Origin of the sequence: Methylobacterium fujisawaense, from assembly GCF_039619325.1 — a bacterium.
Taxonomy (GTDB): domain Bacteria; phylum Pseudomonadota; class Alphaproteobacteria; order Rhizobiales; family Beijerinckiaceae; genus Methylobacterium; species Methylobacterium fujisawaense.
On record NZ_CP155000.1, the window covers coordinates 3,311,118 to 3,334,448 of the forward strand.

Below are 23,331 nucleotides of genomic sequence, written 5' to 3' on the forward strand. Positions count from 1 at the left end.
CGCGATGCCTCCCGCCGCCGCGGCCCTCGACGGCCGCGCCCTCGCCGCGACGTTCACGCCGGCCGGTTCACCGATCCGGGCAGCGGGCATTCTCGCCGCCCTCGCCATCGCCGCCGTGGCGGTGCCGGTCGTCGCGGACGACTACTGGTACAACGCGATCCTGATTCCGTTCCTGATCATGGCGCTGGCGGGCCTCGGCCTGAACCTGACCATGGGCTTCGCGGGCCAAGCGTCCCTCGGCACGGGCGCCTTCATGGCGGTCGGCGCGTACGCAACCTACAACCTCCTGCTCAGGGTGCCGGTGCTCCCGCTGCCCCTCAGCCTGCTCGGTGGAGGGCTGATCGCCGGCCTCGTCGGCCTCGTCGTCGGCCTGCCGAGCCTGCGGATCAGGGGGTTCTACCTCGTGGCGCCGACTTTGGCGGCGCAGTTCCTGATCGCGTGGACCTTCAATCAGGTCGGCTGGTTCTCGAACTACGCCACGTCGAGCGCGATCTCGGCCCCCCATCTGGCCTTGCTCGGCCGCGATCTGTCGAGCCCGGCCGGGCGTTACGCCTTGACGCTCGCGAGCGTCGTCGTCGTCACGGCCGTGGCGTGGCGGCTCGTGCGGAGTCGGACCGGCCGCGACTGGCGCGCCGTACGCGACGGCGAGACGGCTGCCGCGATCATCGGCGTCCCGGTGTCCCGAGCGAAGCTGTCGGCCTTCTTCGTCGGGGCTGCCGTGAGCGGCGTGGCCGGCGCACTCTGGGCCTTCGCCTATCTCGGCACGGTCGATGCCCGAAGCTTCGATCTCGATCGCTCGTTCCAGGCGATGTTCATCATCATCGTCGGCGGTCTGGGCAGCCTGTCGGGAAGCTTCCTCGGCGCAGCGTTCATCGTGCTCACGCCGATCCTGCTCTCGCACCTGTCCGGCACGATCCTGGGAACGGGCCTCGACGGCGGGCAGATCGCCAATCTCCAGCGCGTCGTCTTCGGCGCCCTCATCATCGGCTTCCTGATCAAGGAGCCGAACGGCCTCGCCGCGCTCCTCGGGAGCCTCGTCGACCGCCTGCGCCGTCTGGCCCACCGACCTGACCCTCTCGGAGAAGACTGATGACCCGCCTTGCACGGACCATGCGCATCGTTGCGCTGGCCGCCCTTCTCGGAACCGGCACGGTCACCACGGCCCCGGCCGGAGACGCGGCCCGGCAATACTTCCCGCTCCCAACATTCCGCGTGGGCGCCTACGCCTCGTCCGGCATTCCCGTCTGGGCCGGGACCATCGATTACCTTCGCTACATCAACGAGGTCGAAGGCGGCATCAACGGCGTCAAGCTGTTCTGGGACGAGTGCGAGACCGAATGGGCGGTCGAGAAGGGCGTGGAGTGCTACGAGCGGGTGAAAGGCGGCCGTGACGGCTCGCCCGTGCCCCTCTTCCTACCCCACGGCGATCCGGTCTCGAAGGCGCTCACCGAGAAGTCGGTGGCCGACAAGATCCCCCTCGTGACCACCGGCTACGGCCGAACGGAGGCCATCGACGGTCGGGTGTTTCCCTACAGCTTCACGGTTCTGTTCAGCTTCTGGAGCGAGGCCTCCTCGGCAATCAACTATATCGCCGAGCAAGTGGGCGGGAAGGACAAGCTCAAGGGCCTGAAGATCGCCACCGTCTACCACGACAGCCCGTATGGGAAGGAGACGCAGATCCCCCTCGACCTTCTGGCCAAGACCTACGGCTTCGAGAATATCCAGATCGCGGTGCCGCATCCCGGCAACGACCAGTCCGCGCAATGGGCGCGGATCCGGCAGATCAAGCCGGATTGGGTGTTCCTGCGGGGATGGGGCGTGATGACGCCGGTGGCGATCAAGACCGCCGCCAAGACGGGTTTCCCCGTCGATCACATCATCGGCGGGATCTGGTCGGGCTCCGAGGAAGACGTGCGCCCGGCCGGCAGCGTCGGGAAGGGATATCGCGCCATCACACCGTTCCCGGCGGGGCAGGACTTCGAGATCCTCAAGAAGATCAAGGCCGCCATCGTCGACAAGGGCCTGAGCAACCTGAAGGACCCGAAGAGCTTCGGATCGGTTTACTACAATTCCGGCGTGATCGAAGCGATCATCGCCGTCGAGGCCATCCGGACGGCGCAGGGGCGCTTTGGCCGCAAGCCGATCGACGGCGCACAAGGGCAATGGGGCCTGGAGCACCTCGTCCTCGACGAGCCCCGCCTGAAGGCGCTGGGCGCGGAAGGGCTGGTGCAGCCCCTCCGTCTCTCGGTGAAGGACCATGAGGGAGGCGGTGCCGGCAAGGTGCTGCAGTGGGACGGCACGCAATGGGCGGCGGTCAGCCACGGCTGGGTGAAGTCCGACCGGGACCTGCTCCTTCCGCGCATCTACGAGCGCGCCGCGGCCTATGCCCGGGAGAAGGGCATCACGCCCCGCAGCGAGGAGACCGCCGAGGCGATCGCGCGATGACGGCGCCGGCGGCCTTTCTCGAGGTGGACGGCATCGAGGCCGTCTACGGGAACGCCATCCTGGCGCTGAGGGACGTCTCCCTTTCCCTCGGTGCGGGAGAGATCGTGGCGTTGCTCGGCGCGAACGGCGCCGGGAAGACCACGACGCTCAGGGCGATCTCGAACCTGCTCGGTGCGCAGCGCGGCTCACTTCGCCGCGGCCACGTCCGCTGGCAGGGGGAAGCGACCGCGCGGCTCGATCCGGCCAGCCTCGTCCGAAGGGGCTTGGTGCAGGTGCTCGAAGGCCGGCACGTCTTCGGCCAGCTCACGGTCGAGACGAACCTGGAGATCGGCGGCTATCTCCGCCGACCGAGCCGAGCGCAACTCGCCCGCGATCTGGAGCGGATCTACGCGTGGTTCCCACGGCTCAGGGAGCGCCGGCATACGCGGGCGGGACTGACCTCAGGAGGCGAGCAGCAGATGGTGGCCATCGGCCGCGCCCTGATGACGCGTCCGAAGCTGCTCCTGCTGGACGAGCCCTCCATGGGCCTCGCCCCCCGCGTCGTCGCCGAGATCTTCGAGAGCCTCGCTCGCCTGAACCGCGAAGAGGGGCTGAGCCTCCTCATCGCCGAGCAGAGCGCTCACCTCGTCCTGGAGCACGCCGACCGCGCGGTCGTGCTCGAGAACGGGCGCGTCGTCGCGACCGGGAATGGCCGCGACCTCTCGGCCAGCGGCCGGCTCGACGCTCTCTACCTCGGTGAGCCGGGCGCCACGCCGACACGCCACTGACCCGCGCCCGGCTTCCATCGCATCCGGAGGACACGAGACCGCCATGACTGCTTCGGAACGACAGGGATCTGCCCATTGGGGGGTCGCGCCGAGCCCGCGCTACGAGGCCCTCGCGGGGCGATTTCGGCCGCTCTTTGCCCAAATCCGCGAGGGCGCCATCGAACGGGAACGGAACCGAGACCTTCCCTATCCGGCCTTCGCCGCGTTGCGGGACGCGAAATTCGGTGCCCTTCGGGTCCCCGAGGCCGAGGGGGGGTTCGGGGCGAGCCTGCCGGACCTGTTCGCGCTCCTCGCCGAGTTGGCCGAGGCCGATTCCAACCTGCCTCAGGCGTTGCGAAATCATTTTGGCTTCGCGGAGGACACCGTCGGCAGCCCGAAAGACGAGCGCCGCGCGCGGTGGATCCAGCGTCTGACGGCGGGCGACCTGTTCGGGGGAGCGTGGTCCGAGACCGGCCCGGCCAAAGTCGGCGTGTTCGAAACCCGCATCCATCGCAGCGGTGCGGGGTGGGGCGTGACGGGTCAGAAATTCTACACGACCGGCTCTCTCTTCGCGGACTGGATCGACGTGGTCGGCACCGGTCCTGATGGCGAAGAGACCTCCGCCATCGTCGCGGCGAAAGGACCGGGCCTCGAGATCGTCGACGATTGGGACGGCTTCGGCCAGCGGCTCACGGCCAGCGGTTCGACCGTCTTCGACGATGCCGACGTTCTAGGGGATCCGCTTCCGACCGCCTCGCGGTTCTCCTACGGGCCGGCCTTCTTTCAGGCCGTCCATCTCGCCACCCTCACCGGCATCGCCCGGGCCGCGGCCACGGAGGTGACGAGCGCCGTCCGGGACCGCAACCGGACCTATTCCCATGCGGCGGGGGCCCGGCCGAGTTCCGATCCGCAGGTGCTCCAGGTGGTCGGGCGGGTCCACGGCCTCGCCTATGCCGCCGGCGCCATCACCCTGCGGGCTGCGGAGGCCGTCCAGCGCGCCTACGACGCCCGCATCGGTGCTGTGCGGGAGGAGGAAGCCCATGCGATCAACGTGAGGGCGGAGATCGAGCTGGCGCAGGCCCAGAGCGTTCTCACCGGACTCGTCCTGGACGCAGGAACGATCCTGTTCGACGCCCTGGGCGCGTCGGCCACCCGGTCCGGTCTCGCGCTGGACCGACACTGGCGCAACGCCCGGACGATCGCGTCCCACAATCCGCGGATCTACAAGGACCGCATCGTCGGGGATTTCGCCGTGAACGGCACCGAGCCCCCGTTCCAGTGGAAGATCGGTCAATCGCCCGCTCCGTCCGGCGGCACGTAGTGGGCGAGTACGATGCCCGCGGGCACGGCCAGGTCGGACAGGCGGCGCAGGCCGCGGTCGCCCGGCCGCCGCTGCAGTCCTGCAGCGATGTCAGCCCCGACGAGGCGGCGCACGGCCGACCGGAGCGGAAGCGCTCCAGCGCCAATGCCTGCGTCGCAAAGCTCTGATGCGAAGAATCAGACCGGCTTGAACGCCGGCACAGCTGTCATCCGCAGGGCCTTACCCACCGATCGCCGGTGCAGCGAATGGGCCAGTGTCTCCGCCGATGCGCAAACGCGGCATCGTGCCCGTGCGATGGGCTTGGCCGCATGATCCGGTCCCGAGCGTGCGGACAGGGGCAGCTTCTCGCCGAGCCGCAAGCATGTCACTCCGCACGATGGACAGCGCGGTCGCGCGTGGGACGTAGGGCACGATGGAGCGCGTGGACTTCCTGGGGCTTCAGGCCTTTCTCAGCATCGCCAACTGGGGAAGCTTCAACCGAGCGGCGGCCAGCCTCAACCTGTCCCAGGCCGCCTTGAGCCATCGCCTCAAGAAGCTGGAGGACGAACTCGGGGTGAAGCTCGTCGCCCGCACGACGCGCCAGGTCACCTTGACCCCCGCCGGTGTCGACCTGCTGCCGAGCGCTCAGCGCATCGTCGAGGAGCTGTCCCAGATCTTCGGAAAGCTGCGCGCGCAGGGGCGCGAGAGCCAGGATCTCGTCCGCATCGGGTGCCTGCCAACCATCGCGAGTTCTCACCTGCCCCTCATCCTGCAGCGCTTCGGCCAGCGCGACCCAGGGGTGCTCGTACGCATTCTAGACCATTCGGCGACTGCCATCGTGGAGCGCGTGCGGGCGGGCGAGGCGGAGTTCGGCGTTACCATCATGTCCGCCCAGCACTACGACCTCGACATCGCTCCGATCCATCAGGAGCCCTTCGTGCTCGTCTGTCGTGCCGGTCATCGGTTCGCGGGGGAAAAGGCGGTTACATGGAGCGATCTGCGCGACGAGCGCTTGGTCAAGATCGGCGAGCAGACCGGCAACAACCTGCTCATCGCGGCCGGGCTCGGCGGGCGCTATGCCGAGATGGGCTGGACATACGAGGTTCACCGCGTCGCCACGGCGATCGGCCTCGTGCTCGGCGGCCTCGGCATCACCGTGGTCCCGCGCCTTGCCTTCCAGACGGCACCCGGCAGCGACCTCGTCGCCGTGCCGCTGCGAGGGCCCAGCATCTCGCGCACGATCGGCATCGTCACTCGCCGCGGCCACACGCTGTCGTCGCCGGCCGAACGTCTGGCGCGGATCTTCCGCGAGTATTTTCAGACGGTCTGAGCGGGGACGGCGGGCCTTGGGATCGCACTCATCTATCGATTTTATGCAATAAAAACTGCAATCATTTCATTTGTCTCATACATGGGCGTTGACTAGTCATCGATCCTGAAGACAGCGCGCAGGTCCTGCCTCGCCGCTGGAATGAGGGAGGACACCGACGGCCATGACTTCAGTTCCCAAGTCAGGTCTCGTGGTGACCGCCCACCCCGGCGATTTCGTCTGGCGGGCAGGCGGGGCCATCGCGCTCCACGCAGCGAAGGGCTACCGCCTCAAGATCGTTTGCCTCTCTTACGGTGAGCGCGGCGAGAGCCAGTGGGCCTGGAAGTCGGCCGGCGTGCGCCTGGACGATGTGAAGGCGCAGCGGCGTGCCGAGGCGGAGGAGGCCGCCGCGATCCTCGGCGCCGAAATCGAGTTCTTCGACGTCGGCGATTATCCCCTGCGCGTGGGCGAGGCCGAGCTCGACCGCTTGGTTGATGTCTACCGCGAGTTGAATCCGGCCTTCGTGCTGACGCACGCGCTGGAGGATCCCTACAACTTCGACCATCCGGTCGCCGCCCATCTCGCCCAGGAAGCGCGGGTCATCGCACAGGCCGCCGGCCATAAGCCGGACCACGAGCGCCGCTACAGCGCGCCGCCGGTCTTCCTGTTCGAGCCGCACCAGCCCGAGCAGTGCAACTTCAAGCCCCAGGTGATCCTCAACATCGATTCCGTCTGGGCGACGAAGCAGCGGGCCTTCCGGGTGCTCGCCGCCCAGCGCCACCTTTGGGACTATTACGAGCGCGTCGCCCTCAACCGCGGCGTCCAGGGCGGCCGGAACTCCGGCACGGCGATGACATACGGCGAGGCCTACCAGCGGCTCTTCCCGATGGCGGCGGAGGTGCTGTCATGAGGAACGTCGTCGTCCGCAACATCCCGCGCCTCGCGCCCGAGGTGGCGCAGCGGCTCGCCGGACATGGCGTCTCCACCGTGCACGAGGCCCAGGGACGCACGGGCCTGCTGAAGCCCTACATGCGTCCGATCTGGGAAGGTGCTGCCATCGCCGGCAGGGCCGTCACGGTGCTCGCCCAGCCCGGCGACAACTGGATGCTGCACGTCGCCATCGAGCAGTGCCGGCCGGGGGATGTCCTCGTCGTCGCCTGCACCACCGACAACACCGACGGCATGTTCGGCGATCTCCTCGCCACCTCGCTGAAGGCCCGCGGCGGGATCGGCCTCGTCATCGACGCGGGCTGCCGCGACGTGCGGACCCTCAAGCAGATGGGCTTCCCGGTCTGGTCGCGCGCGATCTCGGCCAGGGGCACCGTGAAGGCGACCCTCGGCAGCGTGAACGTCCCGGTGGTCTGCGCCGGCGCCCTGGTCCGGCCGGGCGATGCGATCGTGGCGGACGACGACGGCGTCGTGGTCGTGCCTTGCGCCGACGCGGCCGCGGTGGCGGCGAAGGCCGACGCCCGGACCGCCAACGAGGAGGCGAAGCGCGCCCGCCTCGCCGCGGGCGAACTCGGCCTCGACCTCTACCGGATGCGCGAGACCCTCGCGGCCGCCGGCCTGGAATACGTCGACGATCCGCAGGACTGACGCCCCCGTACCCGGGCGCCCGGCAGACCGCCCGAAAGAGGCGGCGCAGGGCACGATCCGTCGTGCCAGGAGGAAACGCACCATGATGAAGCTCGGCTGGTACCACGACCTCGACGATACGGAGCGGCGAACCTACTGGGCCTGCTTCGCGGGCTTCGGCCTCGATGCCATGGACACGACGATCTACGCGCTCGTCATTCCGGCCCTCATCGCAACGCTCGGCCTCACGCAGGCCGAGGCCGGCTACCTCGCCACTGCCTCCCTCGCGGGCGCCGCGGTCGGCGGCTGGGCCGCCGGCATCCTGGCCGACCGAATCGGCCGGGTCCGGATTCTCCAGCTCACCATCCTGATGGTGGCCGGCTTCACCTGCCTCGCCGCGTTCATGAGCGATTTCTGGTCGCTCGCCGCCGTCCGGTTCCTGCAGGGCGTCGGCTATGGCGGCGAGGCGGCCGTTGGCGGGGTGCTGATCAGTGAGGTCATCAGGCCGGGCCTTCGGGGCCGGGTCGCGGCCTCTGTCCAGAGCAGCTACGCGGTCGGCTACGCGATCTCGGTCAGCCTTCTGCCGGTCATCGCCGCGCTCTTCTCGGAGGAGATGGGCTGGAGGGTATTCTTCGCCCTCGGCATCGTGCCGGCCGGCCTCGTCTTCTTCATCCGCCGGCTCGTGCCGGAATCCGGCATCTACATGCAGGCAAAGGCCGCGCAATCCGACGGCGCGGTGTCGCCGCCGGTCTGGACGATCTTCACGGGCCGGCATCTGCGCCGCACCTTCGCGGCAGCGGTGATGTCCACCGGCATCTTCGGGGGCGCCTACGTGATGATCACGTGGCTGCCGACCTATCTGCGGACGGCCCTCGGCCTCTCGATCAAGTCGAGCACCGGCTATCTCGCGATGAATATCCTGGGCTCCCTCGTCGGCCCGCTGCTCTACGGCTGGCTGTCGGACCGGATCGGCCGCCGTCCCGCCTTCATGACGTTCCTCGTCCTGCAATCGGGCAACGTCGCGATCCTCCTGCTCGCGCCGATCGGCCTCGGCACCACGATCGTGCTGAGCTTCTTCCTGGGCGCGTTCCAGGGCGCCCTGGCCGCCGGCATGCTGCCGACCTTCGCGGAGCTGTTCCCCACGTCGATCCGGGCGAGCGGCCAGGGCTTTTGCCTCGGTGGCGGACGCGGGTTCGGCTCGGTGGTGCCCGCCACGGTCGGCATCCTGGCGGCCAGCCTGCCGCTCGGCACCGCGATGGGCGCCTGCGCCCTGTGCGCCTACGGCGTCGCCTTCTGTGCGACGCTTCTTCTCCCGGAGACCGCCGGCGCGGATCTGCACGGTGACCCGGGCGCCCGGGACCCGCGCCCCGTTGCGCCCGGCCGGGCAGACGGTCACGCCGTGCCGCCCCATCTCGCTCGAACCGACGCATGAGGGCCACGTTGCCCACGGCAGGGCTCAGGGAGCAGCACGGCATGGCCCAGGACACCACGGCACGCGGAACGAGCCGGAGAAGGATTCTGCAGGCGGCGGGCGGCCTCCTCGCCACCGCCGCCGTGCCGGCCCGGGCGGCCCCGGCCGGGGCGGAGATCACCGGGCGGCTCGCCCGCTACATGGTCGAGGCACGCGACAGGCCGCTTCCGCCGGATGTCGTGCTGGCCTGCAAGCACCGCATCCTCGACACGTTCGGCGCCATGATTTCCGGCGCTCGCATGCGGCCAGGCGAGATGGCGACGGCCTATGTCCGCAGCCTCGGCGGCATCGATCAGGCCACCGTCGTGGCCTCGGATCTGCGCACCACCGCGATCAACGCGGCCCTCGCCAACGCCATGTGCGCCCATGCCGACGAGACGGACGATTTCGAGCCTGTCACCAAAGCGCATCCCGGCTCGGCCACCGTGCCGGCGGCTCTCGCGATGGCTGAGAAGGAGGGCCGCTCGGGTCAGGACATGATCCGCGCCGTCGTTCTCGGCTACGATCTGTGCTGCCGTCTCCTCCTGGCGCTCGGGCCGGATCTCGTCCGGGGCTCCCACCGGAGCGCCGAGGGAACGAGTTCCACCTTCGGGGCCCTGGGCGCAGCGGCCGCGCTCGCCCGCCTCGACGAGCGGCGCACGCGCTTCGCGCTCTCCTATGCGGCCCAGCAGGTCTCCGGGCTCTGGAGCTGGGTCAAGGACGAGGACCATATCGAGAAGGCCTTCGACTTCGCCGGGATGGGCGCCCGCAACGGCGTCACCGCGGTCACGATGGTCCAGGCCGGCCTGACTGGCGTCGCCGACGTCCTCGACGGCACGCACAATCTGTTCATCGCGCTCTCGACCGACCCCAAGCCCGAAGCGATGCTGGATGGGCTCGGAAGCCGGTATTTCATCACGGAAACCGCGATCAAGACCTTCTCGGTCGGGTATCCGATCCAGTCGCCCCTCGATGCAATCCTGACCTTGCGCGAGCGCCACGGCCTGCGCGCCGCAGATGTGCAGCGGATCGTCGTGCACCTGCCGACCGACGCGCTTGGCATCGTCGGGCACAGCGCCATGCCGGATGTGAACTGCCAGCATCTCGTCGCCCTGGCACTCGTGAAAGGAGCCGTCTCCTTCACGGACAGCCATGATGCGAGCCTGATGCAGAATCCTTCGATTCGGTCCGCACGCGAGAAGGTGGAGGTGGTGGGCGATCCCGGCCTGATGACGCGGGAGGCCCCGCGCAGCGCGCGGGTCGAGGTGACCCTCACCGACGGGAGGAGGCTGGAACATTTCACGAAGTTTCCGCCCGGGACCAAGGAGAACCCCCTGAATACGGAGCGGGTGAACGCGAAGGTGCGCGACCTCATCACGCCGGTGCTCGGTGTGCCGCGCGCCGACGCGCTGATCACGCGTCTCAACGACCTTGAACATCTCACCGACGTTCGAGGGTTGAGGAGTTTAATCGCTTCCTGATGGGCGACCTTGCCCCCTGTTTGCCCTCGTTCGTAACCGGAGCCCGTTTCGGTTCTGGTCGTGCTCGGACCGGGTTGCAGATGCGTTCGGGGTTGAGCCCGCCGAAGCTCGTGTGAGGGCGGCAGGTGTTGCAGTCCGGCCGCCACAGCTCGGCCATGGTCCGAGCCGCCGGCAGGCTCCGGAACAGCTGCTCGCTCAACCACTCGTCGCGCAAGCGGCCATTGAGGGCCTCGACGAAGCCGCTCTGCTGCGTGCACTGGACGTCAGAAGGTCTTCCCCAGAGCCTCGCGCAGCGTGGCCACGTCGAGCCTCGCCTCGGCCAGGAGCGTCTTGCGCTTACGGCTCTCCTCGTCGAGCGCCTTCAGCCGGCGCGCATCCGAGACCTCCGTGCCGCCCCAGCGCGAGCACCGCGTGTGGAACGTCGCGTCGCCGATGCCGCGACGGCGGCAGATCTCAACAACCGGCAATCCGGCCTGCTGCTCCTTCAGGATCCGATGCTCTGCGCTTCGCTGAACCGGCTCTTCTTCATCGTCCGTCCCCTGATCGACGGACTCTCGCTTCAGAACGAGGGCAAGCCAGCGGCCAAAGGAGGAGTCGCATTTCGCGATCTCCCTGGCATCCACGCCCGCCCGCTACGGTCGGAGGTGTGGCGAGGCGAGCGTGGAAGGTCAGTGGGGGCTTAGGCCACCGACAAGCTCGGCAGTAGCAAGCGAGCTTTGCCGGATCATGTCCCGACGTCACGAACGCTGATCGCGCATCCGGTGCAGGCGTCAGCCGTTACCGCGTGGTTCCGCTGTTACCCACAGCGTTAACCCGCTGGGTTCGGGAATGTCTTGAAATCTGGCTAAGTGGTGGCGCGCCCGAAAGGATTCGAACCTCTGACCCCCAGATTCGTAGTCTGGTGCTCTATCCAGCTGAGCTACGGGCGCCTGACACGGCGGCGGGGTCTTGGCCCGCCGGTGTGAAGGGGCTTCTAGAGGCTCGGATCCGGCTTGGCAAGACACTTTGGACAACGACTTGCTGGCCCATGCGTCCCACCTCGCTCCCCCGGACCTACGGAGTCCGCGCGCTCGCCCGCACGCGCTCCTCGGCGGCCCGGATCGCCTCGGGCGTTCCGACATGAAGCCACTGGCCGTCGAGCCGCATCCCGAAAAGCCGCCCCGCCGCGATCGCCCGGTCGAACAGCAGGTTGAGGGAGAAGGCGCCCGTCGGCGTGTCCGCGAACAGGCTCGGCGTGAGGATCGCCACGCCCGCGTAGATGAAGGGCGCCACCTCACGCTCGCCGCGCCGCTCCAGGCGCCCGTCCGGGTCCATCACGAAGTCACCGGCCCCTTCGTAGCCGAGGCTGGTGGCGGTGGGGGCCACCAGCAACAGGCCATCCATGCGGTCCCCATTCCAGCTCTCGATCAACCGGCGCAGGTTGGAGGCCGGCCCCTCAAGCCAGAACGAATCCGAGTTCAGCACCACGAACGGCCCCGCGCCCAGCAGCGGCAAGGCCTTGCGGATGCCACCGCCCGTCTCCAGCAACGCTCCACGCTCGTCGGACACGAGCGTGGCCGGCCCCTCGGTCCGGCCCGCAAGATGCCCCTCGATCAGGTCGGCGAGATAGTGGACGTTGACGACCGCGGTCCCGATTCCGGCCTCGGCGACCCGGTCCAGGGCGTGATCGAGCAGAGCCTTGCCGGCGACCTCCACCAGGGGCTTCGGCACCGTGGCGGTCACCGGCCGCATGCGCTTGCCCAGGCCCGCGGCCAGGACGAAGGCGCGGCTGACGGCGGGGGCGGGCTCGCTCATGCGGTCGGGAATCCGATGGTCAGGGTTCGGGAGCCGGAGCGACGAGGCCCGGCAGATGATCCGCGTGCCACGCCCGCAGTCCGGCGAGCGCCGGATGGGCGAGGTTGCGGGCGAGATAACCCTCGATCCGCGGCAGATGGGCGAGATAACCGGGCTTGCCGTCGCGCCGGTCCAGGCGCGCGAAGATGCCGAGGATCTTCGTGGCCCGCTGGGCCGCAAGCAGCGCGTAGGCGGTGGCGAAGGCCCCGACATCGAAGGCCGGGTCCCGGCCGCGGCGCTCGCGGGCGTAGAGGCCGAGCAGCCGCAGCTCGAACTCGGCGCTGGAATCGACCCGGGCATCCTGCAGCAGGGAGGCGACGTCGTAGGCCGGGTGGCCCATCACGGCGTCCTGGAAGTCGATCAGCCCGACCCGCTCCAGCCCGTCGCGCTCGGGCAGCCAGATCAGGTTCGGGGAGTGGTAGTCGCGCAGGGTCCAAGTCGGCCGGTCCGGGATCGCGCCCTGAAGCGCCTCCCGCCACAGGTCGACGAACGCCGCCCGCGCCTCCGCCGTCAGGCGGACGTTCCGGATCGCCGGCGCGTACCATTCGGGCATCAGTTCCGCCTCGAACAGCAGCGCCTCCATGTCATAGGGCGGCAGCACGTGCTCGATCCCGTCCTCCACCGGCAGGGCCGAGGGGAGCGGGTTGGCGTGGAGCTTGGCGAGCACGCGCACGGCCTCGGCGTAGCGCTCGGGCCGCGGGGCGCCCCCCTCGATCACCGGCTCGCTGCCGAGATCCTCGAGGATCAGCAGGCCCTCGGCGAGGTCCTCGCCGTAGATTTTGGGCGCCGAGAGGCCGAGCGCCCGCAGGCCGCGGTCCAGGGCCACGAAGGCGTGGACGCTCTCGGCGAGGTGCACGATCGCGCTGTAGGGCTTGCCGTCCCGCACCGGGGGCCCGTCCGGCCGAGGCGGCGCGATCATCAGCACGGCGCTGGTGCCGTCGGGCTTGGTCAGGCGCTCGTAGGCGCGGGAGGAGGCGTCTCCCTGCATCAGCGTCCGCTCGGCGATGTCCCACCCGCTGCGGTCGAGGAGGCGGCGCACCGCCCGGGCCCGATCGAGGCGGGCGCGCATGCCGCCGGTGCCGTCGATCCGGGCGAGCCGCGCCTCGGGGCCGAACTCCGCCCGCAGGGACAGGTCGACGGTCAGCACCGGACCGTCGCGGGGCGGCATCCGGTCCGGCCACTCGACCAGGGTGATCGCGCCCTCGGCCATCTCGTCGAAGCCGAGTTCCACCAATTCGTCCGGGTCACGCAGCCGGTAGAGGTCGGCATGGATGATCGGCCGACCGTCCCGGGCCGCATAGGGCTGGATCAGCGTGAAGGTCGGGCTCGGAACCTCCAGCTGCGCGTCGCCGGCGAGTTCGCGGATCACCGCGCGGGCGAGCGTGGTCTTGCCGCCGCCGAGGCCACCCGACAGGGCGACGACGTCGCCGGGGAGCAGAAACTCGGAGAGGAACAGGCCGAGATCCTCCGTGGCCGTCTCGTCCGGCAGCACGAATTCCCAGGGCACCGGCCGCGCGGATGCGCCTGCCGCCCCATCGGCCATCTGCCCGTCCCGCTCGTCTCCGTCCAAAGCCCGCCTCCGAGACCCGAAGACGCATGGTCCGAAAACACGCACCGGATGCAAGCGTTTCCGCCCGGAGCCGCGCGCTTCCCGCCGGCCCGGTGCATCGAAACCACGCTCGCGGAGGCGGCAAACGTCGCCGCCGAGGCCCGGACTCCCTCAGATCCGGGCGCCGTGGGCCCCCTGCCGCCCGGAATCGGCCAATTCGGCCGGCCCGCACCGCCAGCGCAGGGCATCCCAGGCAGCCGCCGCCGCAAGGGCATCGGCTTGCGGCATCGGACGGCCGAAATGGTAGCCCTGGCCCAGGGCGCAGCCCATCGCCGCCAGGGCCTCCGCCTCGGCGCGGCCCTCGATGCCCTCCGCGACCGCCGCGACCCCGATCTCCTCGGCGAGCCGCAGAATGGTCTGGACGATCCGGCGATCGCGCGGCTCCGCCAGCATCGCCCGGACGAAGGCCCGGTCGACCTTCAGCGTGGTGATCGGCAGGGCGCTGAGATGACTGAGCGAGGAATAGCCCGTGCCGAAATCGTCCACCGCGATGCCGAGGCCGGCCGCGCGGCAGCGCGCGAGGGCGGCGGCGGCGCCGGCCGGATCCTGCATCAGCGTGCTCTCGGTGATCTCGAGCTTGAGGGCCCCGGGGGCGATACCGGTCCGGCGCAGCATCGCGTCGATCAGGCCCGGAATGTCCGACCGGGCGAGGTCCTGGGCGGTGACGTTGAAGCTGACGAACAGGGACGCTTCGACGGAGCCGGGGGCACGCAGGCCGGCCTGCAGGATCGGGGGCACGATCCGGCCGATCTCGCCGATCACCCAGGCGGTGATGGCGACGATCAGGCCGCTTGCTTCGGCGGCCGGGATGAAGGCCGCGGGCGGCACGAGCCCGCGCTCGGGATCGTGCCAGCGGATCAGGGCCTCGAAGCCGGCGAGCCGCCCGGTGGCGAGCCGCACGATCGGCTGCAGGAACAGCGCGAACTCGTCCTGGGCCAGGGCCCGCCGCAAGGCGCGCTCCTGCGCGAGGGCGGCGACCGTCGCGTCGAAATCGGCTCGGGCGGCCGGCGACAGCGCCGCCGGCCGGCTCTCCGCCACCGCCGGTCCGAGGCGCGGCAGGGTCTCCCGGAACCGGGCGATGAGCCCCTCGAGGCAGAGGCGCAGGATCGGATCGGCGCCGGCGAGCCGCTGGCGGATCTGCGCCGCCCCCACGGGCACGAGCACGCAGTCCTCCTCGGCGCGGACGCCGGCGGAGCGCGGGAGGGCGTCGAGGATGGCCATCTCGCCGAAGAGCTCGCCGGCCCCGCGCCGGCCGAGCACGGACTCGCCGCCGTCGCGCCGCCGGAAGATCGCGATGCGCCCGCTCAGGATCAGGTAGGCACAGTGCCCGATCGCCCCCTCCTCGAACAGGACGGCGCCGGCCGGGAGGGTGACGGGCTCGGAGAGATCCTGCATCGGCCGGTGCGCTGCGACGTCGACGGGGAAGGCCGGAGCGACCCCTGGCACAGCGATCTTAAGATCGGATCAAGGACCTGCCGGATCAGCCGCGCGGGATCCCGTGGGCCTTGATCCGCGAGGCGAGCGTCGTCGGGCGCAGGCCGAGCAGCTCGGCCGCCCCGCCCGGCCCGGAGACCCGGCCGCCCGCCAGGGACAGGGCGGCGACGATCTCGGCGCGATCCCGGGCCCGGCGCTCGGCCTCCGTGGCCGGCCGCCCGCCGGGCGCCGCGGCCGGTGCGGCCGGGTCCGTGGGCCCGATCGCCTCGCCGTCGGGCAGATCGAGGCGGAGCCGGCCCCCGGCGGAGAGGATCACCGCCCGCTCGATCACGTTCTCCAGCTCGCGGACGTTGCCGGGCCAGGGATAGCGGCAGAGGCGGCGGACATCGCCCTCCGAGAGCCGCGGCTCCGGGACGGTGAGGCGGCGCGCGGCGACCCGGAGCAGGTGCAGGGCGATCGGCGGGATGTCCTCGGGCCGCTCGCGCAGGGGCCGCGCCTGGATCGGGAAGACGTTGAGGCGGAAGTAGAGATCCTCCCGGAAGCGGCCCGCCCGGACCTCGGCGCGCAGGTCCCGATTGGTGGCCGCGACCACGCGCACGTCCACCGCGCGGGTGCGGGCCTCGCCGACCCGCTCGAAGGAGCGCTCCTGCAGGACGCGGAGCAGCTTGCCCTGGAGGTCGAGGGGGATCTCCCCGACCTCGTCGAGGAACAGCGTGCCGCCATCGGCGAGTTCGAACCGCCCGATCCGGTCGCGCAGCGCCCCGGTGAAGCTACCTCTGACATGGCCGAAGAACTCGCTCTCGAACAGCTCGCGGGGGATCGCCGCGCAGTTCACCCGGATCATCGGGCGCGCGCTGCGGCGGCTCGCCTCGTGGATCGCCCGGGCGATGAGTTCCTTGCCGGTGCCGGATTCGCCGGTGATCAGCACCGTGGCGTCGGTTCCGGCCACGAGGTCGACTTGGCGCAGCGTGGCCGCGATGGCGGGGGAGCGGCCGATGATGCCCTGGTGCTGGCGCTCGGCCCGGATTTCCTCCTTGAGATAGGCGTTCTCCAGCTCGAGGCGCTCCCGGAGGGAGTCGACCTCGGCGAGCGCGCTCGTCAGCCGGGCCTCGGCCTCCCGGCGCTGGCTGATGTCGCGGAACACGATGACGGCGCCGAGCAGGCGTCCCCGGTCGCGGATCGGCGTCGAGGTGTACTCGACCGGGAAGGACGTCCCGTCGGCGCGCCAGAAGACCTCGTGATCGACCTGATGCACGATCCCGTCGCGGAATGCCGCATAGATCGGGCAGTCGCGATGGGGGTAGTGGCTGCCGTCGGCGCGGGTGTGGTGCACGGCGGCATGCATGTCCCGGCCGACGAGGTCGGCGGCCTCGCAGCCGAGCATGCGCGCGGCAGCCGGATTGACGAAGGTGGTCACGCCCTCCGCGTTGACGCCGTAGATCCCCTCCCCGGCCGCGCGCAGGATCAGCTGGTTGCCCCGCTCGATGTCGCGGAAGATCCGCTCCATCCGCTGCCACTCGGAGAGGCCCGCGCGCATATGAGCCTCGGCCTCGCCGTCGACCTGACGGCGGTGGAGGGCGTCCGGATCCGCGAGCGCCACGACGAGGCGCATCTGTTCGCCCGGAAGCGGGAAGGCCACGGTCTCGACCCGCAGGTCGCGGCCCGCCGCGTCGCGGGGCGCCAGGGTCCGCGTCCACCAATGCCCTTTCGCCAGGACGGCCTGGGTGAACGCCGTGAGGGCCGCGAGCTGGCCCGGAAACAGCGCGCTGGCCCGGGCGCGCCGCAGCGCCGGACGCCCGTGACCGAGCAGACGCGCCGCCGCCGCGTTGGCGTCGGCGATCCGGTCCTCCTCGGGCAGGAGCACCAGCATGGGATCCGGGCTCGCCGCGAAGACCACCCCGAACGCGCCCATCTCGCCGGCGTCACGATATGTCGTCATGGTCTGACGATATCTCGTTTCCAACGAGATGTCGTGATTCTCGCACTGGCCGGCCAACCTCCTGCCGGCGCTGGCGATTCCGGAATTTCCGCGGCTGGCATACCGCTTGCGCCGTGGAGGGGGTCCGCCCGTCGGCCGGTGCCGTTCCCGATAGCGGCCAGGCCGATGATCGGCGGATGTCCGCGTCCGGTCGCGACCGTATCCCCTCACCGGTCGCGATCCGGACGCGCACCCCGCATCGGGGTGGGTGGGGCCGCGGACGACGCGGCCTCACCGAACCCATCGCAGATTGAAACCCAGGAGCCGACCATGAAGCGCGAGGACCTCACCGAGAAGCTTCTCGACATCAAGCGCGAGAAGGGCTGGACCTGGAAGCACATCCACGAGGCGATCGGCGGCCTGTCGCCGTTCCTGATCACCGCCGCGTGCCTCGGCCAGATGAAGCTGCCGAAGGCCCAGGCCAAGCGGGCGGCCGAACTCTTCGGCCTCACCGAGGCGGAGGAGCGGATGCTCAACGAGCCGCCCTACCGCGGCTCGATCCCGTCGCTGCCGCCCACCGACCCGCTGATCTACCGGTTCTACGAGCTGGTGATGGTCTACGGCACGACCTTCAAGGAGCTGATCCAGGAGGAGTTCGGCGACGGCATCATGTCGGCGATCGACTTCAACATGGACATGGCCCGCGAGGCCAACAACAAGGGCGACCGGGTGAAGCTCACCATGTCGGGCAAGTTTCTGCCGTACAAGTATTACGGCAACGACGACGACACGCCGGAATACGGCTTCAAGGAGGGCTGAGGACATTCGTGCGGTCCGCACGGCCCAGCGGTGTCCGGGCGTGGCGGTTCCGAACCGACGCCCGCCGCCCCTCTCCCCCTGCGGGCCTCAGGATCCACACCGCTCGGTCTGACACCCCGTTCCGACAGGGCAGCGCGCATCCCCTCCCCCTGCCGGGAGGGGTCACGGGTGGGGTGGTGCAGAAGGCACCGCACCGCCTCATCCTGCGCCCCACCTCCAAATCCACCCCGCAAGGGGGAGGAGCGCGGCTCCGGCAAGCGATGGCGTGCGTGCGTGTCGTCGCCCCGGAGGGCTCAGGGCGCGCGGCGTCCGTCAGGGCCTGAGCCCGATCGATCCCGTCAATCCGCCGGACGCCTCCGATCCGCGACTATCCCGGCTGCGCTGTCGCGCCATGGCGTGCGCCGCATTCCGTTCGGATTGTCTCCGTCGATCAAGCAGCGCACGAAAAATCCGCAAGACTGCGAGGGTCGGTCCTGACGGCAACGACCAAGCGAGGGAGAGGGCGATGTCGCATCTGAAGTTGGCGGGGTTTTCCGTCGCCGCAGCCCTCGCGCTCGGTCTGGGAAGCGGCGTGATGGCAGCGCCCTTCGGCACCTCTCGGCCTGCGGTCGAGGCGGCCAGCGTCGCAGACGGGTTGATCCTCAAGGCGCAGACCCTCGGCATGGAGCGTCGGCACGATCGCAGGATGGATCGACACGAGCGACGCATGGACCGGCAGGTCAACCGGCAGGACCGGAGGATGGATCGGCACGAGCGACGGATGGAGCGGCGCTACTGATCGGATAGGCACCGCACGACGCCACCACGCCGGCCCGAGGCTGTTCCTGCCGTAGACGTATCACGGCAACGCCGACGACACGCCGGAATGCGGGTTCAAGGAGGGGTGAGCCGTTTCCCCTCCTCCTGATGGCGTGGGGCTCGGGAAGGTGCAGGATCGAGCGTCCCGGCGCCGCCTGCCCCCCCACCTCCGACGCCTCCCCACGCGGGGCAGGCGCGAGCCGCGCGTCCGGCGCTCAGGCCGCCGCCGGTCGCCCCTCCGGCTCCAGGTAATCCTGCACCGGCCGGGCCGGACCGCCGCGCATCAGCACGTAGAGGAACGGCACCAGCAGCAGGGTCGCGGGCGTCGCGAAGGCGATGCCGCCCATGACGGCGCGGGCCAGCGCCGCGTTCTGCTCACCGCCCTCGCCGGTGCCCAGCGCCATCGGGATCAGGCCCAAAAACATCGCCGAGGCGGTCATCAGCACCGGCCGGAGCCGGGTCTCGCCCGCGGTGATCGCCGCCTCCAGGGCGCTGCAGCCCGTCGCCTCCCGGTGCTCCTTGGCGAAGGTGACGAGCAGGATCGAGTTCGCCGAGGCGATGCCCACCGACATGATCGCCCCGAAGATCGACGGGATCGAGAAGGTCGTGCCGGTGACGAACAGCGCGAAGGTGATGCCGCAGAACGCCATCGGCAGGGCCGCGATCACCACGAACGGGTCGCCCCAGCTCTGGTAGTTCACCGCCATCAAGAGGTAGACGGCGATCAGCGCGATGCCGAGGCCGATCTCCAGGCGGAAGAAGGCCGAGCGCATGTTCTCGATCTGGCCGCGCACCACGATCTTGTCGGGCGCCTCCAGGTTCTTCTGCTCGTCCTGGACGATGGCGTCGATCGCGCGGGCCACCGTGCCGAGATCCCGGTCCTGCACCGAGGCGAAGATGTCGAAGGTCGGCTGGATGTTGACGTGGCTGATCATGGTCTGCGTCGGCGTCCGACGGATGTCGGCGAGGCTCGAGAGCAGGGTGAGCACGCCGGGGCCCGAGCCGGAGGTGGCGGCCGCGCGCACGAATATCGGCGTGTTGCGCAGATCGGTGAGTGAGCTGTTGCGGTATTCGGGCGTCTGCACCCAGAGCTGGTAGGGGATGCCGGTCTTCGGGTCGGGCCAGAAGTTCGGCGTCACCTGGTAGCTGCCCGACAGCGAGATGTTCATGTTCTGCGCCACCTGCTGCTCGGTGAGCCCGAGTTCGGAGGCGAGGCGCCGGTCGACGTCGACGTAGAATTGCGGCGCGTTGACGATCTGCTGCAGGTGGACGTCGACGAGGCCCTTCGTGTGCTTCAGCCGCTGGACGATGCGCTGGGCGACCTCCAGATCCTTCTCCTTGTGCCGGCCGGAGACCTGCACGTCGATCGGTGTGAGGACGCCGAAATTCAGGATCTGGGTGATCATGTCGGCGGGCTGGAAATAGACGGTCACGTCGGGGAAGCGCTTCATCAGCACGTCGCGCAGGCGTTTCATGTAGCCGGCCACCGGGCCGTGCCCCTCCTTCAGGCTGATGAGCATCTGCCCGTCATTGTAGGAGACGAACGAGCCGTCCGAGAACGCGAAGTTGTAGTTGTTCGACGGCAGGCCGAGATTCTGCAGGATCTGATCGATCTCATCCGCCGGGATCACCTCGCGGACGGTGCCCTCGACCTCGGCGAAGACCTGCCGGGCGGTCTCGATGCGCATGCCGGTGCGGGTGCGCAGATGCAGGGTCATCTGGCTCGCCTCGATCTGCGGGAAGTAATCCTGGCCCACGAAGGCGAACAGCACGCCGGTCAGCCCGAGCACGCCGCCGACGACGCCGACGGTGACGATCCGGTGGCGCAGCACCGCGTGGAGCAGGCCGACATAGCCCCGGTGGAACCGCGCGAAGCCGCGCTCGAAGTGGCCATGGATCCAGCCGGCAAGCCGCATCACGGGGGCGCCGACGAGTCCGGCGGCCCGGGCGATCCGGCCCCGGCGGGGGGCCTCGTGCTGCGCCCGGTCCTTGGCGTGCTTCTGCCGGTATTCCGGCGCCACGATCACGTCGATCAGCAGCGGCACCAGGGTGCGCGACAGCAGGTAGGAGGTCAGCATCGCGAACACGACCGCGAGCGCCTGCGGGGTGAACAGGTATTTCGGCGTGTCGGTCAGCGCGAACACCGCCGTGAAGGCCGCGCAGATCGCCAGCGTCGAGATCAGCGCCGGCTTGGCGATGCCGGCGGCACCGTGGACCACGCTCTCGCGGAACTCCTCGCCCTCCTCGAACAGCCGGTAGGTGTTCTCGATCGCCACCGTGGCGTCGTCCACCAGGATGCCCACCGCCAGGGCGAGGCCGCCCAGCGTCATCACGTTGATGGTCTCCCCGAGCGCCGCCAGCACCGCGAGCGAGGTCATCACGCAGAGCGGGATCGAGATCAGCACAATGATGGTCGAGCGCCAGGAGCCGAGGAACAGCAGGATCGCCAGCCCTGTCAGGGCCGCGGCGGTCAGCGCCTCGTGCAGCACGCCCTCGATGGCGTTCGACACGAAGACCGACTGGTCGAACAGCGGCTTGATCGACAGGCCGTCGGGGGCGGCGGCGCGGATCGTCGGCATCGCCGCCTTGACGTTGTTGACGACGTTCAGCGTCGAGGCGTTGCCGTTCTTGATGATCTGCATCAGCACGGCCTGCTGGCCGTCGGCGCTGACCACGTTGACCTGCGGCGGGCCGCCGTCGCGGACATAGGCGACGTCGCGCATCAGCACGGGCTGGCCGGCCACAACCTTGATCGGCGCGAGGTTCAGGGTCTCGATCGAGGGCGGGGTGCCGTTGAGCTGGACCGGATATTGCTGCTCGCCGATCTTGGCGAGGCCGGACGGCACCGTCAGGTTCTGGGCCGTCATGGCGTTGGTGACGTCGAGCGGCGTCAGGCCGAGCGCCTGGAGGGCGTTGAGGTCGAGATCGACCATGATCTGCCGGGGCGCACCGCCGAACGGCGACGGCAGGGTCGAGCCCGGGACCTGCGCGAGGGTCTGGCGGATCCGGTACTGGGCGTAGTCGTAGACCTCGTTGAGGCTCTGCTTGGCCGAGGTCAGGGCGAGCTGGATCACCGGCACCGAGGAGGCGGAGTAGCGCACGATCACCGGCGGCTGCGTGCCGGTGGGCATCACGGCGCGGATCGAGTTGGTGGAGGAGACCACCTGGGCGATGGCGAGATCCAGGCTGACGGACGGGTCGAAGTAGATCCGCTGAACCGCCGTGCCCTGGAGCGTCGTCGACTCCATCCGTCGGATGCTGTTGACGTTATTGGAGATCCCGTATTCGGCGTAGGTCGTGATGCGCTGTTCCATCTCCGGCGCCGACAGGCCGGTATAGGTCCAGACCACGACGACGACCGGGATGTCGACGACCGGCAGCACGTCCTTGGGCGTGACGAGGATCGCGCCGACGCCGCCGAGCATCATCAGCACGGCGAGCACGTAGGTCGTGATCCGGAACTTGAGGGCGTAGAGGACGAGGCCCATGCGGTCTCCGCCGGCCGGCCGCGGGCCGGCAATTCCGCGCTGTGTACCGGCTCACCGGCTAGACCCGGATTGTTTCGCGATCACGTCCGGTCAAGCAAGGGCCGGACCGCATCGCCGCAGGGTTGCGGTCGCCCCCCCCTCATGCCCCGCATCCCGCTGCGCCCTCATCCTGCGGTGCCCGCGTCGCGGGACTCGAAGGCGGGCGCCAGGGATCGCGGCGCCGACTGGCGGTCTGCTTCGAGGCCTCCGCGGCGCTTCGGCCCTTCAGGATGAGGGGGCGGGTTGGCGATACATCTCGGCGCAGCCCCGCGCCTGCTGGGCGCTGCGCCCTCTGGATCACCGCAGCAGCGCGGACTTGTCGACCTGCAGCGCGGCGGCGATCTCGTCGAGCGCCTTGTGCTCGACCGCGCTGATCCCGTCGATATCGGCCACGTCGGCGCCGATCAGGAACACGTCCTGGCGCTGCTCGATCGGCCGTTCCGCGATGGCGCCGACGTGGCGCAGGTTCTCAATGCGCCCGGCCCGGGTCTTGGCTCGGGCGATCGCCTCATAGAGCTCCTGCTCGACGCGCAGCGTGTCGTACGATTTCTCGAGGATCGGGTTGGCGCGAATGCCGGTGATGGCCGACTCGATCTCCTCCTCGCCCACGTCCCCATCCGCCACGATGACGTTGGCGGCGGACGAAACCGCAGCCTGCAGGAAGACCGCGTCGCCCGCATACGACATGATCGTGCGGCCAAACCGAAGGATGGCGTCCTGGAAAATGCTCATGCCGACCTCCCGTCGGGCGTGAGATGGCGGATATTGTGGCCGCCGAGTCAAGATGCGGCCGAGCTTAAGCCCGGGATCGTGGAGGACGAGCGCTCAGGTGGCGGGCTCGTGGCCCGGCCAGTCCCGCCCGAGATGGGCCGCCACGCGGGGCGGATCGTCGCCGACCGCCGCCACGGCGGCCTCGACCTGCTCCACCGGAACCATGAACCGGCGCGCCCAGTAGGCCCGCTCCCAGGCATGGGCGATGTTGACGGCCCGGGGCTCGATCGGGGCCTGCACGCTCTCGTCGGTCATCGGTGCTCCGCGTCTCGCGAGGGCGGGGCGGCCCTCCGGCCTGGAGAACGCCGGCCGGGCC

General features: G+C 69.9%; 19 protein-coding genes, 1 tRNA gene and 1 pseudogene. 12 read left to right on the top strand and 9 right to left on the bottom strand.

Annotated features, from left to right (window positions below; all coding sequences use genetic code 11):
- The first annotated feature begins 4 nt into the window (after positions 1 to 4).
- The 10 genes from ABC766_RS15765 to ABC766_RS15810 all read left to right on the top strand — a co-directional run bounded on the left by ABC766_RS15765 (position 5) and on the right by ABC766_RS15810 (position 10,306).
- Positions 5 to 1,090, top strand: a complete 1,086-nt coding sequence (locus ABC766_RS15765) for a branched-chain amino acid ABC transporter permease (RefSeq protein WP_345822641.1) — start codon at positions 5 to 7, stop codon at positions 1,088 to 1,090.
- Complete coding sequence (locus tag ABC766_RS15770; RefSeq protein ID WP_345822642.1) at positions 1,090 to 2,445, top strand: ABC transporter substrate-binding protein; 1,356 nt, start codon at positions 1,090 to 1,092, stop codon at positions 2,443 to 2,445. Before ABC766_RS15765 ends, ABC766_RS15770 begins: the two co-directional genes overlap by 1 nt.
- Positions 2,442 to 3,212 (top strand): ABC transporter ATP-binding protein, encoded by a 771-nt coding sequence (locus tag ABC766_RS15775; protein WP_345822643.1) that lies wholly within the window; start codon positions 2,442 to 2,444, stop codon positions 3,210 to 3,212. Before ABC766_RS15770 ends, ABC766_RS15775 begins: the two co-directional genes overlap by 4 nt.
- A 43-nt stretch (positions 3,213 to 3,255) precedes the next feature.
- The gene (locus ABC766_RS15780) at positions 3,256 to 4,512 is read left to right on the top strand and encodes an acyl-CoA dehydrogenase family protein (protein WP_345822644.1); all 1,257 of its coding nucleotides are present in this window, start codon (positions 3,256 to 3,258) and stop codon (positions 4,510 to 4,512) included.
- Positions 4,512 to 4,679: a hypothetical protein gene (locus ABC766_RS15785; protein ID WP_159020355.1), complete on the top strand. Its 168-nt coding sequence runs from the start codon at positions 4,512 to 4,514 to the stop codon at positions 4,677 to 4,679. Before ABC766_RS15780 ends, ABC766_RS15785 begins: the two co-directional genes overlap by 1 nt.
- Before the next feature lie 245 nt (positions 4,680 to 4,924).
- The gene (locus ABC766_RS15790) at positions 4,925 to 5,821 is read left to right on the top strand and encodes a LysR family transcriptional regulator (protein WP_043379259.1); all 897 of its coding nucleotides are present in this window, start codon (positions 4,925 to 4,927) and stop codon (positions 5,819 to 5,821) included.
- A 163-nt stretch (positions 5,822 to 5,984) separates the two neighbouring features.
- Positions 5,985 to 6,710 (top strand): PIG-L deacetylase family protein, encoded by a 726-nt coding sequence (locus ABC766_RS15795; protein WP_043759770.1) that lies wholly within the window; start codon positions 5,985 to 5,987, stop codon positions 6,708 to 6,710.
- Positions 6,707 to 7,396 (top strand): 4-carboxy-4-hydroxy-2-oxoadipate aldolase/oxaloacetate decarboxylase, encoded by a 690-nt coding sequence (locus ABC766_RS15800; protein ID WP_287090149.1) that lies wholly within the window; start codon positions 6,707 to 6,709, stop codon positions 7,394 to 7,396. The genes ABC766_RS15795 and ABC766_RS15800 overlap by 4 nt, the downstream gene beginning before the upstream one ends.
- An 82-nt stretch (positions 7,397 to 7,478) precedes the next feature.
- A complete protein-coding gene (locus ABC766_RS15805) occupies positions 7,479 to 8,807 on the top strand; it encodes an MFS transporter (RefSeq protein WP_345822645.1) in 1,329 nt (442 codons plus the stop codon).
- A 41-nt stretch (positions 8,808 to 8,848) separates the two neighbouring features.
- Complete coding sequence (locus ABC766_RS15810; RefSeq protein WP_345822646.1) at positions 8,849 to 10,306, top strand: MmgE/PrpD family protein; 1,458 nt, start codon at positions 8,849 to 8,851, stop codon at positions 10,304 to 10,306.
- Here ABC766_RS15810 and ABC766_RS15815 read toward each other — a convergent pair.
- The 6 genes and pseudogenes from ABC766_RS15815 to ABC766_RS15840 form a co-directional block, all read right to left on the bottom strand.
- A pseudogene (locus ABC766_RS15815) lies at positions 10,292 to 10,835 on the bottom strand (integrase core domain-containing protein). The gene ABC766_RS15810 and the pseudogene ABC766_RS15815 overlap by 15 nt on opposite strands.
- 323 nt (positions 10,836 to 11,158) lie before the next feature.
- Positions 11,159 to 11,235, bottom strand: a tRNA-Arg gene (locus ABC766_RS15820).
- Between the two features lie 124 nt (positions 11,236 to 11,359).
- A complete protein-coding gene (locus ABC766_RS15825) occupies positions 11,360 to 12,100 on the bottom strand; it encodes a nucleotidyltransferase family protein (protein ID WP_345822647.1) in 741 nt (246 codons plus the stop codon).
- Positions 12,101 to 12,119: 19 nt separating this feature from the next.
- Positions 12,120 to 13,682 (bottom strand): tRNA (adenosine(37)-N6)-threonylcarbamoyltransferase complex ATPase subunit type 1 TsaE, encoded by a 1,563-nt coding sequence (gene tsaE, locus ABC766_RS15830; RefSeq protein WP_246410544.1) that lies wholly within the window; start codon positions 13,680 to 13,682, stop codon positions 12,120 to 12,122.
- Between the two features lie 177 nt (positions 13,683 to 13,859).
- Positions 13,860 to 15,143 carry an EAL domain-containing protein gene (locus ABC766_RS15835; protein ID WP_345822648.1) on the bottom strand — a complete coding sequence of 428 codons (1,284 nt, stop codon included), beginning with the start codon at positions 15,141 to 15,143 and terminating at the stop codon, positions 13,860 to 13,862.
- A gap of 85 nt (positions 15,144 to 15,228) precedes the next feature.
- On the bottom strand, positions 15,229 to 17,094 hold the full coding sequence (locus ABC766_RS15840; protein ID WP_345822771.1) for a sigma-54 interaction domain-containing protein: 1,866 nt from the start codon (positions 17,092 to 17,094) through the stop codon (positions 15,229 to 15,231).
- A 336-nt stretch (positions 17,095 to 17,430) separates the two neighbouring features.
- Between ABC766_RS15840 and cynS the strand changes: the two genes are divergently transcribed.
- Positions 17,431 to 17,919, top strand: a complete 489-nt coding sequence (cynS, locus tag ABC766_RS15845; protein ID WP_051044981.1) for a cyanase — start codon at positions 17,431 to 17,433, stop codon at positions 17,917 to 17,919.
- A 505-nt stretch (positions 17,920 to 18,424) separates the two neighbouring features.
- Positions 18,425 to 18,697: a hypothetical protein gene (locus tag ABC766_RS15850; RefSeq protein ID WP_345818885.1), complete on the top strand. Its 273-nt coding sequence runs from the start codon at positions 18,425 to 18,427 to the stop codon at positions 18,695 to 18,697.
- Positions 18,698 to 18,932: 235 nt separating this feature from the next.
- Here the strand turns inward: ABC766_RS15850 and ABC766_RS15855 are convergent, their stop codons facing one another.
- From ABC766_RS15855 to ABC766_RS15865, 3 genes are all read right to left on the bottom strand, one after another.
- The gene (locus tag ABC766_RS15855; protein WP_345818886.1) at positions 18,933 to 22,205 is read right to left on the bottom strand and encodes an efflux RND transporter permease subunit; all 3,273 of its coding nucleotides are present in this window, start codon (positions 22,203 to 22,205) and stop codon (positions 18,933 to 18,935) included.
- A gap of 336 nt (positions 22,206 to 22,541) precedes the next feature.
- On the bottom strand, positions 22,542 to 22,976 hold the full coding sequence (locus ABC766_RS15860) for a tellurite resistance TerB family protein (RefSeq protein WP_043354888.1): 435 nt from the start codon (positions 22,974 to 22,976) through the stop codon (positions 22,542 to 22,544).
- Between the two features lie 93 nt (positions 22,977 to 23,069).
- Positions 23,070 to 23,270, bottom strand: a complete 201-nt coding sequence (locus ABC766_RS15865; protein WP_342144432.1) for a DUF3606 domain-containing protein — start codon at positions 23,268 to 23,270, stop codon at positions 23,070 to 23,072.
- Positions 23,271 to 23,331: the final 61 nt, after the last annotated feature.

Bases quoted from the DNA above. Each gene is read 5' to 3' on its own strand.
- ABC766_RS15790 (WP_043379259.1), top strand. From the start codon at position 4,925: ATGGAGCGCGTGGACTTCCTGGGGCTTCAGGCCTTTCTCAGCATCGCC.
- ABC766_RS15835 (WP_345822648.1), bottom strand. From the start codon at position 15,143: ATGCAGGATCTCTCCGAGCCCGTCACCCTCCCGGCCGGCGCCGTCCTG.
- ABC766_RS15825 (WP_345822647.1), bottom strand. From the start codon at position 12,100: ATGAGCGAGCCCGCCCCCGCCGTCAGCCGCGCCTTCGTCCTGGCCGCG.
- ABC766_RS15805 (WP_345822645.1), top strand. From the start codon at position 7,479: ATGATGAAGCTCGGCTGGTACCACGACCTCGACGATACGGAGCGGCGA.
- ABC766_RS15810 (WP_345822646.1), top strand. From the start codon at position 8,849: ATGGCCCAGGACACCACGGCACGCGGAACGAGCCGGAGAAGGATTCTG.
- ABC766_RS15855 (WP_345818886.1), bottom strand. From the start codon at position 22,205: ATGGGCCTCGTCCTCTACGCCCTCAAGTTCCGGATCACGACCTACGTG.
- ABC766_RS15840 (WP_345822771.1), bottom strand. From the start codon at position 17,094: ATGGGCGCGTTCGGGGTGGTCTTCGCGGCGAGCCCGGATCCCATGCTG.
- ABC766_RS15795 (WP_043759770.1), top strand. From the start codon at position 5,985: ATGACTTCAGTTCCCAAGTCAGGTCTCGTGGTGACCGCCCACCCCGGC.
- ABC766_RS15765 (WP_345822641.1), top strand. From the start codon at position 5: ATGCCTCCCGCCGCCGCGGCCCTCGACGGCCGCGCCCTCGCCGCGACG.
- ABC766_RS15800 (WP_287090149.1), top strand. From the start codon at position 6,707: ATGAGGAACGTCGTCGTCCGCAACATCCCGCGCCTCGCGCCCGAGGTG.
- ABC766_RS15850 (WP_345818885.1), top strand. From the start codon at position 18,425: ATGTCGCATCTGAAGTTGGCGGGGTTTTCCGTCGCCGCAGCCCTCGCG.
- cynS (WP_051044981.1), top strand. From the start codon at position 17,431: ATGAAGCGCGAGGACCTCACCGAGAAGCTTCTCGACATCAAGCGCGAG.
- ABC766_RS15775 (WP_345822643.1), top strand. From the start codon at position 2,442: ATGACGGCGCCGGCGGCCTTTCTCGAGGTGGACGGCATCGAGGCCGTC.
- tsaE (WP_246410544.1), bottom strand. From the start codon at position 13,682: ATGGCCGATGGGGCGGCAGGCGCATCCGCGCGGCCGGTGCCCTGGGAA.
- ABC766_RS15780 (WP_345822644.1), top strand. From the start codon at position 3,256: ATGACTGCTTCGGAACGACAGGGATCTGCCCATTGGGGGGTCGCGCCG.
- ABC766_RS15770 (WP_345822642.1), top strand. From the start codon at position 1,090: ATGACCCGCCTTGCACGGACCATGCGCATCGTTGCGCTGGCCGCCCTT.
- ABC766_RS15860 (WP_043354888.1), bottom strand. From the start codon at position 22,976: ATGAGCATTTTCCAGGACGCCATCCTTCGGTTTGGCCGCACGATCATG.
- ABC766_RS15865 (WP_342144432.1), bottom strand. From the start codon at position 23,270: ATGACCGACGAGAGCGTGCAGGCCCCGATCGAGCCCCGGGCCGTCAAC.